The sequence below is a fragment of the Streptomyces sp. NPDC058231 genome, from assembly GCF_042882275.1.
Taxonomy (GTDB): Bacteria; Actinomycetota; Actinomycetes; order Streptomycetales; family Streptomycetaceae; genus Streptomyces.
In genome coordinates, this window is sequence record NZ_JBHVWN010000008.1 from 37859 (window position 1) to 51947 (window position 14089).

At 69.1% G+C, this 14089-nt stretch carries 18 protein-coding genes and 3 tRNA genes; 14 read left to right on the forward strand and 7 right to left on the reverse strand.

Translation table 11 applies throughout. The features are described from left to right. Window positions 1-3: 3 nt before the first annotated feature. The 4 genes from ACFVXE_RS07985 to ACFVXE_RS08000 form a co-directional block, all read right to left on the reverse strand. On the reverse strand, window positions 4-1929 hold the full coding sequence (locus tag ACFVXE_RS07985; RefSeq protein ID WP_389670158.1) for an ABC transporter ATP-binding protein: 1926 nt from the start codon (window positions 1927-1929) through the stop codon (window positions 4-6). After that, window positions 1929-3662 (reverse strand): ABC transporter ATP-binding protein, encoded by a 1734-nt coding sequence (locus ACFVXE_RS07990; RefSeq protein WP_389670159.1) that lies wholly within the window; start codon window positions 3660-3662, stop codon window positions 1929-1931. Before ACFVXE_RS07990 ends, ACFVXE_RS07985 begins: the two co-directional genes overlap by 1 nt. Window positions 3663-3810: 148 nt before the next feature. Further along, window positions 3811-5256 (reverse strand): FGGY family carbohydrate kinase, encoded by a 1446-nt coding sequence (locus tag ACFVXE_RS07995; RefSeq protein ID WP_389670160.1) that lies wholly within the window; start codon window positions 5254-5256, stop codon window positions 3811-3813. Between the two features lie 59 nt (window positions 5257-5315). Continuing rightward, on the reverse strand, window positions 5316-5609 hold the full coding sequence (locus ACFVXE_RS08000; RefSeq protein WP_389670330.1) for a YtxH domain-containing protein: 294 nt from the start codon (window positions 5607-5609) through the stop codon (window positions 5316-5318). Window positions 5610-5791: 182 nt separating this feature from the next. On the opposite strand from ACFVXE_RS08000, the gene ACFVXE_RS08005 reads away from it, so the two are divergent. The 3 genes from ACFVXE_RS08005 to ACFVXE_RS08015 all read left to right on the forward strand — a co-directional run bounded on the left by ACFVXE_RS08005 (window position 5792) and on the right by ACFVXE_RS08015 (window position 6228). Next, window positions 5792-5864, forward strand: a tRNA-Asn gene (locus ACFVXE_RS08005). Between the two features lie 5 nt (window positions 5865-5869). Continuing rightward, a tRNA-Asn gene (locus ACFVXE_RS08010) sits at window positions 5870-5942 on the forward strand. Window positions 5943-6154: 212 nt separating this feature from the next. Further along, window positions 6155-6228 (forward strand) — tRNA-Ile (locus ACFVXE_RS08015). Between the two features lie 289 nt (window positions 6229-6517). On the opposite strand, the gene ACFVXE_RS08020 is transcribed toward ACFVXE_RS08015, so the two are convergent. From ACFVXE_RS08020 to ACFVXE_RS08030, 3 genes are all read right to left on the reverse strand, one after another. After that, window positions 6518-6688 carry a hypothetical protein gene (locus ACFVXE_RS08020; protein ID WP_389670161.1) on the reverse strand — a complete coding sequence of 57 codons (171 nt, stop codon included), beginning with the start codon at window positions 6686-6688 and terminating at the stop codon, window positions 6518-6520. 162 nt (window positions 6689-6850) lie between these two features. Continuing rightward, a complete protein-coding gene (locus ACFVXE_RS08025) occupies window positions 6851-7342 on the reverse strand; it encodes a hypothetical protein (RefSeq protein WP_389670162.1) in 492 nt (163 codons plus the stop codon). Window positions 7343-7407: 65 nt separating this feature from the next. Continuing rightward, window positions 7408-7848 (reverse strand): helix-turn-helix domain-containing protein, encoded by a 441-nt coding sequence (locus ACFVXE_RS08030; protein ID WP_389670163.1) that lies wholly within the window; start codon window positions 7846-7848, stop codon window positions 7408-7410. Between the two features lie 238 nt (window positions 7849-8086). Here ACFVXE_RS08030 and ACFVXE_RS08035 point away from each other — a divergent pair, with 238 nt between their 5' ends. From ACFVXE_RS08035 to ACFVXE_RS08085, 11 genes are all read left to right on the forward strand, one after another. Next, window positions 8087-8296 carry a helix-turn-helix domain-containing protein gene (locus ACFVXE_RS08035; protein WP_389670164.1) on the forward strand — a complete coding sequence of 70 codons (210 nt, stop codon included), beginning with the start codon at window positions 8087-8089 and terminating at the stop codon, window positions 8294-8296. Beyond that, window positions 8293-8544 (forward strand): hypothetical protein, encoded by a 252-nt coding sequence (locus tag ACFVXE_RS08040; RefSeq protein ID WP_389670165.1) that lies wholly within the window; start codon window positions 8293-8295, stop codon window positions 8542-8544. The genes ACFVXE_RS08035 and ACFVXE_RS08040 overlap by 4 nt, the downstream gene beginning before the upstream one ends. Before the next feature lie 85 nt (window positions 8545-8629). Next, the gene (locus ACFVXE_RS08045) at window positions 8630-8962 is read left to right on the forward strand and encodes a hypothetical protein (RefSeq protein WP_389670166.1); all 333 of its coding nucleotides are present in this window, start codon (window positions 8630-8632) and stop codon (window positions 8960-8962) included. Further along, window positions 8959-9132 (forward strand): hypothetical protein, encoded by a 174-nt coding sequence (locus tag ACFVXE_RS08050; protein WP_389670167.1) that lies wholly within the window; start codon window positions 8959-8961, stop codon window positions 9130-9132. Before ACFVXE_RS08045 ends, ACFVXE_RS08050 begins: the two co-directional genes overlap by 4 nt. Continuing rightward, window positions 9129-9896, forward strand: coding sequence for a hypothetical protein (locus ACFVXE_RS08055; RefSeq protein ID WP_389670168.1), 768 nt, complete (start codon window positions 9129-9131; stop codon window positions 9894-9896). Before ACFVXE_RS08050 ends, ACFVXE_RS08055 begins: the two co-directional genes overlap by 4 nt. Continuing rightward, on the forward strand, window positions 9896-10186 hold the full coding sequence (locus tag ACFVXE_RS08060) for a hypothetical protein (RefSeq protein ID WP_389670169.1): 291 nt from the start codon (window positions 9896-9898) through the stop codon (window positions 10184-10186). The genes ACFVXE_RS08055 and ACFVXE_RS08060 overlap by 1 nt, the downstream gene beginning before the upstream one ends. Continuing rightward, on the forward strand, window positions 10183-11253 hold the full coding sequence (locus ACFVXE_RS08065) for a YqaJ viral recombinase family protein (RefSeq protein ID WP_389670170.1): 1071 nt from the start codon (window positions 10183-10185) through the stop codon (window positions 11251-11253). The genes ACFVXE_RS08060 and ACFVXE_RS08065 overlap by 4 nt, the downstream gene beginning before the upstream one ends. A 2-nt stretch (window positions 11254-11255) precedes the next feature. Further along, complete coding sequence (locus ACFVXE_RS08070) at window positions 11256-12275, forward strand: recombinase RecT (RefSeq protein ID WP_389670171.1); 1020 nt, start codon at window positions 11256-11258, stop codon at window positions 12273-12275. Next, a complete protein-coding gene (locus ACFVXE_RS08075) occupies window positions 12272-12997 on the forward strand; it encodes an exonuclease domain-containing protein (protein WP_389670172.1) in 726 nt (241 codons plus the stop codon). Before ACFVXE_RS08070 ends, ACFVXE_RS08075 begins: the two co-directional genes overlap by 4 nt. Next, entirely contained in the window at window positions 12994-13326 is a 333-nt protein-coding gene (locus tag ACFVXE_RS08080) for a hypothetical protein (RefSeq protein ID WP_389670173.1), read from the forward strand. The genes ACFVXE_RS08075 and ACFVXE_RS08080 overlap by 4 nt, the downstream gene beginning before the upstream one ends. Beyond that, window positions 13323-14075, forward strand: a complete 753-nt coding sequence (locus tag ACFVXE_RS08085; protein WP_389670174.1) for a hypothetical protein — start codon at window positions 13323-13325, stop codon at window positions 14073-14075. Before ACFVXE_RS08080 ends, ACFVXE_RS08085 begins: the two co-directional genes overlap by 4 nt. Window positions 14076-14089 lie beyond the last annotated feature (14 nt).

Here is a 14089-nt window from a genome sequence, read left to right on the forward strand (position 1 = left end):
AGGTCAGTCCACCTCGGCGACCGCCTGCGCGAACTGTGCGGCGTAGAGCCGGGCGTACGCCCCCTGCGCCTCCAACAGCTCGTCGTGCGTGCCCTGTTCGACGATCGACCCGTTCTCCATCACCAGGATGACGTCCGCATCCCGGATGGTGGAGAGCCGGTGCGCGATCACGAAGCTCGTACGGCCGTGCGCCAGACGGGCCATCGCCTTCTGGATCAGCACCTCGGTACGGGTGTCGACGGAGCTCGTCGCCTCGTCGAGCACCAGTATCACCGGGTCGGACAGGAACGCCCGCGCGATGGTGATCAGCTGCTTCTCACCCGCGCTGACGCCGGTGCCCTCGTCGTCGATCACCGTGTCGTAGCCGTCCGGCAGGGTACGGATGAAGCGGTCGGCGTGGGCCGCCCTCGCCGCCTCCTCGACCTCCTCCCGGGTGACCTCGCGCGACGCGCCGTACGCGATGTTGTCCGCGATGGACCCGCCGAACAGCCAGGTGTCCTGGAGGACCATGCCGATCCCCGAACGCAGTCCGTCACGCGACATCTTCGTCACGTCGACCCCGTCGAGCGTGATCCGGCCGTCCGTGACGTCGTAGAACCGCATCAGCAGATTGACCAGCGTCGTCTTGCCGGCGCCGGTCGGACCGACGATCGCGACCGTGTGCCCCGGCTCGACCGCCAGCGACAGGTTCTCGATGAGCGGCTTGTCCGGTTCGTAGCGGAACGACACCTTCTCCAGCGAGACGCTGCCGCGCAGCTCCTCCGGGTGCTCGCCCGTCTCCGGGTCCGGGTCCTGCTCCTCCGCGTCCAGCAGTTCGAAGATCCGCTCGGCGGACGCGACACCCGACTGCACCAGATTCGCCATCGAGGCGACCTGCGTCAGCGGCATCGAGAACTGCCGCGAGTACTGGATGAACGCCTGCACGTCACCGATCGACAGCGTGCCCGACGCCACCCGCAGACCACCGACGACGGCGATCAGCACGTAGTTCAGGTTCGACACGAACATCATCAGCGGCTGCATGATCCCGCTGTTGAACTGAGCCCTGAAGCTCGCCTCGTACAGTGCGTCGTTCTGCTCGGCGAAGTCCTTCGCGGACTCCTCCTGCCGTCCGAAGACCTTCACCAGGGTGTGCCCGGTGTACATCTCCTCGATGTGGGCGTTGAGCTTGCCCGTGACCTTCCACTGCTGCACGAACTGCGGCTGGGACCGCTTGCCGACCCGCGTCGCCACGACCACCGACAGCGGCACCGTCACCAGTGCGACCAGTGCCAGCAGCGGCGAGATCCAGAACATCATGACCAGTACGCCGACGATGGTCAGCAGGGAGTTGATGAGCTGGCCCATCGTCTGCTGCATCGTCTGCGAGATGTTGTCGATGTCGTTCGTCGCCCGGCTGAGCACCTCACCGCGCTTGGCCCGGTCGAAGTAGGACAGCGGCAGCCGCGACAGCTTCGTCTGGATGTCCTCGCGGAGCTGGAGCACGACCCGGTTGATCACCCGGATCGACAGCCGCGTCGACACCAGCATCAGCAGACCGGCACCGACGTAGACCGACAGCGCCGTGAGCAGCACGTGCCCCACGGCACCGAAGTCGATGCCGTGCCCGGGGGTGAAGTCGACTCCGGAGAGCATGTCGGCGAGGCCACTGTTGCTCTTGCGCAGACCCTCGACCGCCTGCTCCTTCGTCGTCCCCTCCGGCATCCGCCGACCGATGACACCGGCGAACACCAGGTCGGTGGCCTTGCCGAGGATCTTCGGCCCGACGACCGAGAGCCCGACGCTCAGCACGCCGGCCGTCAGCATCGCGTACAGCGTCGTCCGCTCCGGCGCGAACCGCTTCAGCAGTCGCTTCGAGGACCCCTTGAAGTTCATGGACCGGTCGGTCGGCGCCCCGCCCGCCATCATGCGTCCGCCAGGACCGGCCATTACGCGGCCTCCGCTTCCGTCAGCTGGGAGAGCACGATCTCCCGGTATGTCTCATTGCCGTCCATCAGCTCGTGATGGCTGCCGGACCCGACGACCCGGCCCTCGTCCAGCACCAGGATCCGGTCCGCGTCACGGATGGTGGACACCCGCTGCGCCACGATCACCACGGTCGCCTCGGCCGTCTCCTGCGCCAGCGCCCCGCGCAGCGCGGCGTCCGTCGCGTAGTCGAGCGCGGAGAACGAGTCGTCGAAGAGGTAGATCTCCGGCCGCTGCACCAGTGTCCTGGCGATCGCCAGCCGCTGCCGCTGCCCACCGGAGACATTGGTGCCGCCCTGCGCGATCGGGGCGTTCAGCCCGTGCTCCAGCTCCTCGACGAAGCCCTTGGCCTGCGCGACCTCCAGCGCGTGCCACAGTTCCTCGTCGGTCGCGTCCGGGTTCCCGTACCTGAGATTCGTCGCCACCGTCCCGGAGAACAGATACGGCTTCTGCGGAACAAGACCCACCGTCCTCGCCAGCAGCGAGGGATCCAGGGTCCGTACGTCCGTGCCGTCGACCAGCACCTGGCCGTCGGTCACGTCGAAGAGCCGCGGCACGAGACCGAGCAGCGTCGACTTCCCGCTGCCCGTCGACCCGATGATCGCGGTCGTCTCGCCGGGACGGGCCACCAGATCCACCGACCGCAGCACCGGCTCCTCGGCGCCCGGGTAGCGGAAGTTCGCCTCCCGCACCTCCAGGTGACCGTGCGCGCGCAGCTCCCGTACCGGCTTGACCGGCGGCACCACGCTCGAATCGGTCTCCAGGACCTCCTGGACGCGCTCGGCGCACACCTCGGCGCGCGGCACCATCATGAACATGAAGGTGGCCATCATCACCGACATGACGATCTGCATCAGATAGGAGAGGAAGGCGGTCAACGCGCCGATCTGCATCCCGCCGCTGTCGATGCGGTGGGCACCGAACCAGACGACGGCGATCGACGACACGTTCACGACCGTCATCACGGTCGGGAACATCAGCGCCATCAGCCGCCCGGTGGAGAGCGCCACGTCGGCCAGCTCGGTGTTGGCGCCGCGGAACCGCTTCTCCTCGTACCCGTCACGGACGAAGGCGCGGATGACCCGGTTGCCGGTGATCTGCTCGCGCAGCACCCGGTTCACCGTGTCGAGCCGCTCCTGCATCGTGCGGAACAGCGGCCGCATCCGGCGCACGATGAGGCTCACCGCGATGCCGAGCACCGGCACCACCGCGAGCAGCACCGCCGACAGCGGGACGTCCTGGCCGAGCGCCATGATGACGCCGCCGACACACATGATCGGGGCCGACACCATCATGGTGAACGTCATCAGGACCAGCATCTGGATCTGCTGGACGTCGTTGGTCGTACGGGTGATCAGCGTCGGCGCACCGAAGCGTCCGAGCTCCCGTGCCGAGAACGACTGGACGCGGTCGAAGACCGATGCCCGGACGTCCCGGCCGAGCGCGGCAGCGGTCCGGGCGCCGTAGAAGACGGCCCCCATGTTGCAGACCACCTGGGCGACGGAGACGGCGATCATGATGCCGCCGTACTGCAGGATGTAGCCCGTGTCCCCCTGGACGACACCGTTGTCGATGATGTCGGCGTTCAGGGAGGGCAGATAGAGAGTGGCGCAGGTCTGGAGCAGCTGGAGCGCCACCAGCAGCGCGATCGGTTTCTTGTACGGGCCGAGATAGGCCCGCAGGATTTTTATGAGCACGCGTGTCTCTCGGAGTCGGCGGCTGGGTCGGGGGTCGACCCATTTTCCGGCAACGCACAGGGGACAGCGAACGTTTTTCCTCAAGCCCGGGTCAAAATCATGGCCGGGCCCCTCCAGGGGCCCGGCGGTGTCACCGAGCGCGCCCGGATCAGAGCGCGGAGTCGAAGGCGTCGGGGTGGATCTGCTCCCGCGTGGCCAGGTACTGCTGCCGCACCGCCTGGCCGACCGGCAGCTCGTCGCCCGGCTCCAGTACCTGCGCCGCCGCGCCCTGCCAGGCCGGGGGAGTGTGCGGGTCGAGCGTCCCCTGCGAGACCCCCAGAGCCCAGGCCGCCTGCCGGGCGGCACCCAGTGCCGCGTACTCGGCCGGCTGGGGTACGACGACCTGCGCGCCGAACAGCGCGGGCGCCAGCCCCTGCACGGCCGGCAGCTCGGCCGCCGCACCCAGCAGGAAGACCCGCCGCACCTCCACGCCACGGCCGCGCAGTACGCCGAGCGCGTCCGCCAGCGAGCACAGCATCCCCTCGAACGCCGCCCGCGCCAGGTGCTCCGGCTTCATCGACTCGCGGCGCAGCCCGCTCAGCGTGCCCGCCGTGTGCGGCAGGTGCGGGGTGCGCTCACCCTCCAGATACGGCAGCAGCACGAGCCCGGATGCGCCCGGTGTCGACTTCAGCGCCAGCGCGGACAGCTCATCCAAGCTCTCCAGACCCAGCATCTCGGCGGTGCCCCGCAGCGCCCGCACCGCGTTCAGCGTGTGCACGACCGGCAGGTGCATCCCGGTGGCGTCCGCGAACGACGTGATCGTCCCGGTCGGGTCGGCCAGCGCCTCGTGGTGCACCGCCATCACCGAACCGGAGGCGCCCAGCGACACCACCGCGTCGCCGGTACCGACCCCGAGTCCGAAGGCCGCGGCCATCGTCTCGCCGGTCCCGGCGGAGATCAGCAGGCCCTCAGGAGTGGTCCCGGCCGCGTCGGCGGGGCCGAGCACCTCGGGAAGCGCCGCCTGGTGCCCGAGCGCCAGCTCCACCAGATCGGGGCGGTAGGAACCGCTCGCCGCCGACCAGTACCCCGTCCCGGACGCGGCACCGCGGTCGGTGGTCCGCCGGTTGGGCCGGCCCAGCAGCTGCCACACCAGCCAGTCGTGCGGCTGCAGCAGTGAGGCGACCCGTTGGGCCGCCTCCGGTTCGGTCCGCGCCAGCCAGCGCAGCTTCGACACCGGCTGCGCGGCCTGCGGCACAGCCCCGACCGCTTCCGCCCAGGCCTGCCGGCCGCCGAGTCCGTCGATCAGATCGGCCGCGGCGACCTGCGCCCGCTTGTCGTTGCCGAGCAGCGCGGGACGTACGAGATTGCCCTGCCGGTCCAGCGGCACCAGCCCGTGCTGCTGCGCCGAGACCCCGATGGCCTGCACGCCTTCGAGCAGCCCGCCGGTCGCCGCCTCGCCGAGCGAGAGCAGCCACACCTGCGGGTCGACCTCGGTCGCCTTCGCCTCGACGGGGTGCGCGGCGTACCCCTGCCGGAGTACGGCGCCCGTCTCCGTGTCGCAGACGACGATGTGTGTGAAGGCCGAAGAACTGTCCAAGCCGGCGACTATGCCCATAGGGAGATTCTGCCGCACGGCAGGACCGTTCCCGTACGGGAGGGCGGGGGCCGCCTCCGTCAGGTGTTGCTGGTGCCCCAGTCGTCCTCGACGCCCTGCCCCCGCAGCGACCGCACCCGCTCGGCCACCGAGGCGGGCACCTTGTCCCCGACCTTGTCGCTCACCGCGTGGTACGCCTTGCCGGCGAACTGGCGGCCGCTCTGGGCCGCGGACTCGGCGGTGTTGCGCACGGCCGGATTCTGGGCGAACTGGCGCGCGGACTTCTTCAGCTGCTCGTAGCGCTCGCGTCCGGCCCGAGTGCCGAGTACGTAACCGAGGGCCAGTCCGGCGATGAACGTGAGCCGGTACCGCATGGCTGCCACCCTTCTCCTGCTGCGTGAGACCTCTGCGTCCCGCCTACCCGTCGGCACCCGAGATCACCCCGGGCGATACCGATTGGCAAAGCACCCCCCTGCTTGCGCTAATGTATGTGTCGCAGCGAACGCGCGCCGCCCGGCAGCAGCCAGGCAGGTAAGGTTCGGTGCAAACGCAGCAATCCCCTGTAGCTCAATTGGCAGAGCAGCCGGCTGTTAACCGGCAGGTTACTGGTTCGAGTCCAGTCGGGGGAGCGCGATCCCCTGTAGCTCAATTGGCAGAGCATTCGGCTGTTAACCGGAGGGTTACTGGTTCGAGTCCAGTCGGGGGAGCGGAACGGAAGAGGACCCTTCGGGGTCCTTTTTCGTATGTCGTCGCGCAGCTCGGACCCGACACTTTCGCGTCTACTTCGCACCGCCTGGAACCGGGCAGCGAGCAGCGCAGTCTTCATGGTCATGCGAAGCCGACCAACCGGAGCGAGAGATCGTATGACCGGCTATGCTGCGGCAGACGGCGCGCACACATGTACGCGCCACGCCGAAAAGGGGCGGTAGCTCAGCCGGTTAGAGCAGCGGACTCATAATCCGTCGGCCGTGGGTTCGAGTCCCACCCGCCCCACGCCTGAGTGGTGAAGCCTCACACTCTTGACCTGGCGTTACGCAGAGACCCCCGTGTTGGCGGGGGTCTTTTCGTTTCCCTCGTGGTCTCTTGCTCGGCCAATGCTCGGCCGAAGTGCCAAAGGAAGCCAGCAGGCGCGCCGGGCGATTCACTCGCACAGGCGCGCGTATCGCCCTACAGCAGGCAGAGGTCCAGCAGCGGGGGCAGCTTGATGGGGACGGTGCAGTCGTCGGGCTTCGCGGGCGGTGCCGTGGGCGCCTCGGTCGGCTGCGTGGGAGGCGCCGCCGGCTCATCCGTCGGCTTCGTTGTGCTCGGGGCCGACGGCGGCTTGGCGGGGGGTGCGCCTGGGGCGGATGTCGCCGGCTCGCCAGGTGGGGGCGACTCCGGTGGGCTCGGCCTGGTCCTCGTCGCCGGGGGCGGGCGAGCCGGTGGCTCCGGGCGCGGGCTTTTCCCCGGGCAAGGCGCCGCGGTCGGGACAGCGAAGGAAGGGGCACAGTCCGTCTCATAGTGGCCCAAGGCAACGAAGGGGTCACGAATGTGCGGGGCCCCTTTTCGTATGCCACGAGGGCCGAGTGCCGCGACTGAGGGTGGATCGAATCGATTCAGCCGACCGGACCTGTGGTCAGGCGCGGTCGTGTTCCCCGCGGGCTGTGTTTGGGATCCGGGCGCGCTGCCTGCTGGGGACTCCGGTGAGGCCGCGGATCTGCGGCCCGCGTGTAAACCGGTCGGCGCTGGATTGGAGGGTCTCCTGAATGAGGAGGTTGTACTCCTCGGTGACCTCGCGCAGTTCGCGTTGAGTCACCGCGTGCTGTCCTCGCTCGGCGCTCAGTTGATTGAGGGTTTCGTCCAGCCGCTTCTGGATGCTCTCGATCCGGAGCTGGTTGGTCGCGGTCTGCCGCTCGACCTGGCGTGCAATGTCTTCCACCAAGCGCCGCTCGGTCGCCAGGCTCTCCAGGTCGCGACGCATCGTCACGTTGTGCTGGATTAGCCATCGGCGGATCACGAGGATGCCCGCCACGAGTGCCGCGATGGTGACGGCTGTGGTGCCGCCTACGGCGTGCATCCAGTTGTGATGGCGTAGGCCATGGGCGCCGAGGCATCCGCCGACGGCCATCGCACCCAGAGTGGCCACACGGAGAGCGATCTCCCCGGCGACTCGGCAGCCCTGGACCAGCACGTTTACCCCCTAGACGCAGTGTCCCCCTCGGCTTCCGTCTCCAGCTGGAGGCTGATCGCCTGCCGAATGTTGCTGATGAGCATCTTGCGAATCATGGGATCGGTGATGCCCCAGCTGTCCGCTGCGTCTTCGGGGGTGAGCGATGCCGAGCGTACAGGCGGTTCCTTTGGTTCAGTCCAAGATTCACCCGAAATGACGTTCCCCCGGACGAGCATTGTTTGCACGTCCACATGTACGGCTTTGGCCAGCGCCTCCATCTGAGAGGGGCGCGGGAGGGTCTTGCCGTCGAGGGTGCGACTGATGGCGGACGCACTCATGCCGCTCGCCGTGGCGAGCCGCTTACGGCCGCCTGTGCCGGATGTGACGTCGTAGCCGGCCCGGTTCGCGGCTTCCGCAAGAAAGAGACCGAATGCCTGGGCGGCTTCTGAGGCGGGAGTGTCCATGGGGCGACCCTAGCGTGCATGCAAGCACGCCGACAGAGCTTGCATGCATGCATTTTTGCAGGTCAACCCGCATGGTGCATGAATGCGCAGGCTGGCGCGGTAGTGCGCGGGCGCGTTGTCCGCAAAAGACACAACCGGAAGTGTCTCTTCAGGTGATTGCACGCGTGCATGCAAGTGATACGGTGCATGCATGCAAGCAAACGTGCATGCGTGCACCCCGACCCGAAGGGAGGGATCCGTGTTGCTTCTACGGACCGATGTGCTCCTGGAGAGAGCGACGGCGGCCGGGCAAATCACGTCCAGCGGAATCGCTCAGCGCATTGGCGTTACTGACTCGACGATGTGGCGCCTGATCGAAGGCCGCACCACACCGAGCCTGCGGACGCTGGTCGCGCTGAGGCGGGCGTACGAGATCAGCCTGGACGACCTGGTTCGCGAGGCCGCATGAGCCTCCGGAACTACGACATCGCAGAAGCAGCAGAGCTGATGCGGCGCTGCTTCCCCCGCTTCCTTGAGGACGACCTCAAGCGGCTGCCGCACCAGGAGATCGGCGCCGCCGTCGCCTTCGATGACGACGACCTGCTGGAGATCAAGGACATGTTCCGTGTCCGCCCCGCGTCGGCTGCAACACCGTCGAAAGAACCCGCGCTGGCGCTCGCCACCATCACGCCCTCCCAAGGGCGCAGGCGCGCCTGACGCGCAACGGGGCCGCCCGGACCGTAGCCCCGGTTCCGGCCAGCCCCGCCAACCAGGCACCTCAACACCACTGAATTGAGGACCCGTGAAAGCACATGCTAGCCCTCAGCCCTCAGCAACTCTGGCGCTGAATACCCTCCTCACCACCCACCCCGAGATCGAGGGCCTTACCTGGTCCATCGACACCCTCGGAACCCTTTGCGGCGAGCAGAAGGGCATGGAGGGACGCGGCCGGATCATCGACGACTGCGCGCAGATCCTCGGCGGCACGCCCGTGCACGTCAGAGTCGACGGCGGCGGCGTCGTCGAGCGCGTGACCGTATGGCGAGGCGTACCCGTCCAGGTCTGGGTGTCGTACTCCGCCCCAGCTCCCCGCCGCAAGCTCGGCACCATCCTCCCGGCGGCAGGTGCCCGATGAGCGACCTCGTCCTGGCAGCCATGATCGCGGCCGTCGTCCTGCTGCCCGCTTCGATCGTCGCGCACCGCACGGCGACCGCGCCGGTGGAAGAGCCCCACCAGGCGGACAACTGCCGCCAGTGCGCCGTGCTCGCCCGCGTACCCCGGCCGCGCGGAGGTGACCAGTCGTGAAGTCCCGCAGCATTTACCGGGCGAATCCCGACCACGCCACCGCTACCGCCATGGCCCGCGAGGAACGCGGCCATTGGGTGATGGCCGCCCTGTACCCCAGCAGCACCAGTGCCAAGACCGTCGCGCGCCGCGTCCCGCTCGCGGAGATGATGCCCGCGTACGAACCGGCCGGTGCGTACGAGGCATATGTCGCACAGCACACCGACGGCACGGCCCTGTGGGTGCGGTACGTCGCCGGTGAAGAGCCGGTCCCCGTACTGCCGGACCGCATGAGCGTCCGCATCCGCCACGACGGCGACGGCCCCGGATACAGCGGCAGCGGCGTCATCACCGTGACCGTCTCCACCCGGTGCCCGCAGTGCGGCGGCCCCCGCGGCTTCGACACCGTCATCCCTCACCGGTTCCACCACGACGGGGACTGGTACGTCGTGGACCGGTGGGCGAATCGATGTGGCCACGTCGACATGTACGACGCGGTGTTGGCGGAGTCCCGCCAGGTACTCCTCCCGCTCGCCCCGGCGCCCGTCCCGGTTCCCAGCCCTCCGGCCGACGACAGCCCGGCCGGCCTGATCCTCACCGCTGCCAAGGGACGGCGGGGCATGCACGCCCAGCAGGCCGCCCGGATGCTTGACGTACACGGCCACGACGAGGACGCCGCTCGCATCCGCGCCGAACTCCGCTCGCGGAACGGCCACATGTCGGCGAAGCAGGCTGCGGACTACCTGCACGCCTGGAGTCCCGTGGCCGAAGGCGGTGCTCAGTGATGGTCGCCATTCCAACCACCGCCGACACGGCGTTCCTCCGCGTCGCCTCCTCCGAGAATCCCGACCGTTTCCTGCGGCTCGTGCACTTCTTCGAGGCGACCGTCCTGGACGGCACAGCCGACATGGAAACCGCCGCGTGGAACCCCGAGGATGCGCTCCTCTTGGCCGCCCAGATCGAGGCCATGGCCGGTGTCCGCCGCAGGACCGCCCTCACCCACTCCCCTCGCTGCCAGTGCGATGCCTGCCGCATCCGCACTCGTCTCGCCAAGAACGGAAGTACCGCGCGATGACCACCATGACGCCCGCCCTGGTCGATGTCCCCGGCTCGGTCTCGCACCTGGCCGACGCGCCCACCGCACGCCTGCTGCTCCCCGCCGAGGTCTCCCGGGAGGAGTGGTTGGAGGTCCGACGTGCCGGTATCGGTGGTTCGGACGTTGCCGGAATCCTCGGGCTGGGCGGCAAGTACACCGGCCCGCGCCACGTCTTCGAGGAGAAGCACGGCCGGAGCACCTTCAAGGGCAACGAGGCCGCCGAGATCGGCACGGAGATCGAAGATTTCATCGCCCACATGTTCACGAAGCGGTCGGGGGTCGAGACGGCGGAGGCGCCCGGCACCCTCGTGCACGTCGACCGGCCGTGGCAGCGGGTGAACGTCGACCGCTACACGTTCGAGCGGCCGGGCCCGGCATCTGGCCTGCTGGAATGCAAAAATCGCTCGGAGTACCAGGCGGATCAGTGGGAGGACGGGGCTGTCCCCGACGCCCCCGCGATCCAGTGCCATTGGGGCATGGCTGTCGGCGGCTGGGACCACGGCTTCGTGGCCGCGCTGGTCGGCGGGAACAAGCTCCGTTGGTCTCGCCTGGAGCGCGACGAGGAGATGGTCGAGTACCTCGTCGACTACTGCGGGCGGTGGTTCCAGCGCCACGTGGTCGAGGGGTTCGAGCCCCCGGCTGACGGCCTGGAGGCGACCACTGACCTGCTGGCGAAGCTCTGGTCCGTGAAGGCCGAGACCATCGCCGAGATCGACGTGGCGCAGGCCAAGGAGCTGCGGGCCAGGCACGCCGACGTCAAGGCGCGCGAGAAGGCCATCAAAGAGGAACTGCGGCTCGTCGAGAACGAGATGAAGCTGCTCACCGCCGAGAACGAGGTCGCCAAGGCAGGCGGCAAGCCGGCCTGGACGTGGAAGGGCAACGGCACCTTCGCGTCGAAGCAGTTCACCGAGGCCGAGCCCGAGTTGGCCGCCGCTTACACGCACATGGTGCCCGCCATCGATATCGACCGACTCAAGGCCGAGCAGCCCGAGAAGTACGCCACGTATCGAGCCCGCGTCCTGCGTGTCCCCGCGAAGGGAATCTGAACATGTCTCTGTCCACCCTGAAGGACCGTGTGCGCGCGGCCACCACCGAGCAGCCGACCGCCGAGGCGACCGTGATCGGTCTCGCCGAGGACGCGAAGCCGTCGACGCCGGAGCAGCTGCACACGTCGGCGCAGGCCGAGGGCGGCGATATCGCCGACGTCGCACTGAACTGGCTGGAGCGGTACGGCAACGAGTTCACCCGGGCCCTGCCGTCGCACATCGACACCGGGGCGTTCCTGGCCGCTGTGCGGGCCGCCCTGCCGGGCCTGGTCCGCTGCACCCCGGCGTCCCTGTTGCAGGCGCTCCTGACCTGCGCCCGGTTCGGTCTCATCCCGGACGGCCGTCATGCGGTCATCCGGCGTGAGGGCAAGCAGGCCGTGTTCGTGCCGATGGCTCAGGGCTACGTCGAGCTGATGTACCGGTCCGGCCGGGTCGGCTCGGTCCACGTCGGGATGATCCACGAAGGGGACGACTGGAACTACGAGCCGACCGCCCCGGCCCCGCTTGATTTCACACATCGGCCACGTGTCGAGCTTCCCCGCGCCCAGCGCGGTGAGCCGATCCTCGCGTACGCCTTCTGCTGGATGGCGTCGGGTGCCCGCTCGCAGGTCGTGATCCTGACGCGGGAGGACGCGGAGGCGATCCGCGACGAGTACAGCCAGGCGTACCAGCGGGCGCAGGAGTCCGGGGCGAACGACTCGTTCTGGCACACCGATTTCGACGCGATGTGGAAGAAGTCGGCTCTGCGCCGCCTGCACAAGGTCGTCCCGATGTCGGCTGAGCTGGTCGCCCTGCTCAAGGCGGACGAGGCCGGGGACGCCGGTCAGGTTCAGGTCGTGCACGCCCCGGTCGAGGAGATGCACCTCCTCGCCTACGCGGAGCGCGCTGCCGAGCACGCCGAGGCGTCCCAGGTCGAGACCGTGAGGCCGCTGCCGGTGAAGTGGAGCACGGCACTGCGCGGCCGGTCCAAGCCGAAGAAGGACCGTGCCGCTGGACGTGCAGCCCGGAGGCGTGCCGCATGAGTTGGCACCGTCGCCCCCTGGTGGGCTTCGACTTGGAGACCTCTGGCATTGACCCGGAGACCTCCCGCATCGTGACCGGCTGTGCCGTCCGCTTCGGCGGCGGCCAGCCGAGCACGGCCCGGTCCTGGGTTGTCGACCCTGGTGTCGAGATCCCGGCCGAGGCCACAGCAGTGCACGGATGGACGTCTGAGGCGGCCCGCTCTGCGGGCCGCCCGGCCGCCGAGGCGGTCGAGGAGATCATCGCGGCGCTGGCTGAGGGCGCTGACGCCGGTCTGCCTATCGTCGCGATGAACGCTCAGTTCGACCTGACCCTGTTGGATCGCGAGGCACGCCGGTACGGCATCCGCCCGCTGTTCGACCGCGCGGTGCCGCGTGTGATCGACCCTCGGGTCCTGGACAAGAAGGTCGACCGGTTCCGGCGCGGTGGCCGTACGTTGACGGACCTGTGCCGCCACTACGTGGTGCAGCTCGATGAGGCCCACACGGCGGAGGCCGACGCGGTCGCCGCCTGCGCGGTGACGTGGAAGCTCGCCAACCGGCACCCGTGGCTGAAGCGCCTCGACCTCGCCGACCTGCACGAGCAGCAAGTGGGGTGGGCGCGCGAGCAGGCCGAGGGGCTGCGGGATCACTTCGCCCGCACCGACGGCAAGCAGGAACTGGCTGCGTCTGTCCGGCTGGAGTGGCCTCTCGTCCCCGCACCGCGGGCGGGTGTGTCCCCATGAGCGACCCGTACCTGCTCGGCCTCGGCCTGACGGTGGGCAGTGCCGCCCTGGTATCGGCTGCGGCTCATCTCGCGTCCCCGACCGTCCGCGTTTGGCGCAGCGCGCACCCCTTGGCGCCCGCCCCCGCCCCCGCCCCGGCCATTCCGCCGGGGCCCCTGGACGACTTCCCCGACCTTGCGGACTTCGCCGAGCTCGAAGAGCTGGGCGAAGTCGACGCCGTCGACTTCTACCCCTGCCCGAGTGAACGGCGCCACCGGCCTCACGCGATCCACGCGGACGGCTCCCGGACCTGCTGGCACTGCGGCCACAACACCTTGGAGAACCAGTGACCTTGAGCGAGTCGTTCGAGCCGGAATACGTCCGGCCCGCACAGGCCGACTGCCCCGACTGCGGGTGCTGTACGGCGGCCCTGTGCGAGAAGGGCGCAACGGTCATCGTGGAGTGCTTCGGCCTCACCCACGAGGACACCCGCGACAACGTGCGCGGCTGCCCGTGCTCCTCGGAGACCACGCACGGCACGGCGTCGTGGCGGGCCGGGAAGCTCCGCGTGACCATGCACGCCACCAGCTCCCGCCCCCTCGAAGTGGACGTAGAAGCGGCACTGCGCGCGGTCGCGGCCGGCGTCGACATGGTCGAGCACAGTGAGCAGCTGGCCCCGCTGATGCTGCGCCGGTACGTGGGATTCGTGGAGAACGTCCCGGCCGTCACGGAGCTGGGCGCCACGTACCTCGCCGCCCGGGACGAGCCGCGGTTCACCACGCCCGTGGAAGTGGAGTCGGTCGACGTCAAGGCGCGCACGGCCCGCGTGATCGTCGTCGGGTGGAGCCTGACGGACGGGGTGACGGTCCTCCTGGACCAGCTGACCACCGCGACGAAGCTGACCCCGGAGGAGCTGCCCGGCCGGTTCCTGGAGGCCAAGGCCAACTGCCGTACCAAGGAGGCCGACGACATCGTGCTGACGGAGATCGAGCTTGCCCCGCCGCTGCCGTCGTCCTGGATGGCCAAGGACATCCCGCTGGTCGACCAGCGCGACGATTGCGAGGCTCCGGCGCCCAGCGTGGAGGCGGCCGATGTCTAGGGGCTGGACCATTG